Annotated in this window: 1 protein-coding gene; it reads right to left on the bottom strand. The window is 38.5% G+C overall.

What is annotated here, in order from left to right; translation table 11 throughout:
• Positions 1–185: 185 nt before the first annotated feature.
• Positions 186–821 (bottom strand): hypothetical protein, encoded by a 636-nt coding sequence (locus tag HKI82_RS20315; protein WP_206361983.1) that lies wholly within the window; start codon positions 819–821, stop codon positions 186–188.
• Between the last annotated feature and the right edge of the window lie 658 nt (positions 822–1,479).

Genomic DNA, 1,479 nt, shown 5'->3' with positions numbered 1-1,479 from the left:
GCTGCGCATTGCTATTTCGTTTCTCATAAAGTGACATAAGCTCTATTCCTTCTACTGACGGAAGCATATAACGCTAAGCTAAGTGGCTGCAAACGCACCACTGAACCTAAAATTACCACCGTAAACACATAAAACCAATTTGAACTAAAACCGCCACGCGTTTGCAGTCCGTCTTAAGCGCCTTGTTATATTTTCGCTAGCTCAATGATATCCTCGCAGTTTCCTATGGATATGCAAATTGCCTCACCTTTAGGTAAATCCGACAGAGCTGAAAATACAAACCTGTATTCATTTTGATGCTCAAAATGCGGGGATTTTTGAAATACATTCCATTGCCATTTTTGGCTTTGAAGAGAAGCCAATGTGATTTCAGATTTTCTGTTGTAACTTACACGACCTACTTGAGGCATCGAAAAATTGTAGCCTTTTTGGCGTAACGCATTCGCTATGCGCTTTACAAACTCTACTGTATTTAAAACTTTAATAACCACATCATATCTATCATCTAAATTCAATAGAGTGGAATATTGAGAATCCGGATGATTTGAGCAACACCAAATAAAATTTTCATTTAATGACGTTAATGAATAAGGATGGGAGTTTATGCGCAACTCACCTTGACCTTCTAGCCGATCACCTAACTCATCACTTTCCAGGGCTTGATAAAAAGACAATGGACAAAGGCGCAGTTCACCTTTATTGATTAACAGTTGAGCCCACTGGTATTCCATTGCTTTTACTAGCATGTTCGGTGGTGGATGTTCATTGTATTCAATACCATCGACGATTTGTGTACCACTCAATGTGGGAATTAAACTCATAGTTTCCTCGAAAATATAACGCTAAGCTAAGTGGCTGCAAACTCTACTAAACTCAAAATAACCACCGTAAACACCCTACTCGATTGAACCAAAAACGCCACAGGTTTGCAGTCCGACTTAAGCGCCTTGTTAGCTGGTTACGTTGAAGCTTGATGTTTGCACCCAAATGCCTAATTTGAAATACATTATGACTATACGAACACAATGTAAAAGGGACAGCTATAAAACTGAAACCTAGACCACGAAACATGACTTACCAAGAAAAATTACGATGAAGCCAACAATGACAAACGAAGAACTTTATTAGTCACGAACCGCTTTCAGTTTCAAAGAAACCACACCAAAGAACTCGACGAACACACAACTAAAAGTAAAACGGCTTGGTGGATTCAATCATTTAAATGAAAGTGCCACTGGCGAGATAGTTGAAATACGTGAACTTTCAGGTGTAAAGCTCGAACCACAAAACCGGAATAAAACTGCTCTTTTCATTTTCCAGCTAACGCCAAATTAAGTAGTGAGTAACGCTACCACTAACCTAAACCATTGTGCCGTAAACACTGAAGCTGATTCAAAGCAAAAATGCCGAGCGTTACGAATCTGCTTAAATTTATTGTTATATGCGTATTCAAATATGAAAACACAACTTCTTTAAATA

The sequence above is a fragment of the Vibrio plantisponsor genome (assembly GCF_013041605.1).
In the GTDB taxonomy this organism is placed as follows: domain Bacteria; phylum Pseudomonadota; class Gammaproteobacteria; order Enterobacterales; family Vibrionaceae; genus Vibrio; species Vibrio plantisponsor.
Note: the sequence above shows the minus strand (reverse complement) of the source record. Positions and strands in the feature narration are given on the sequence as shown.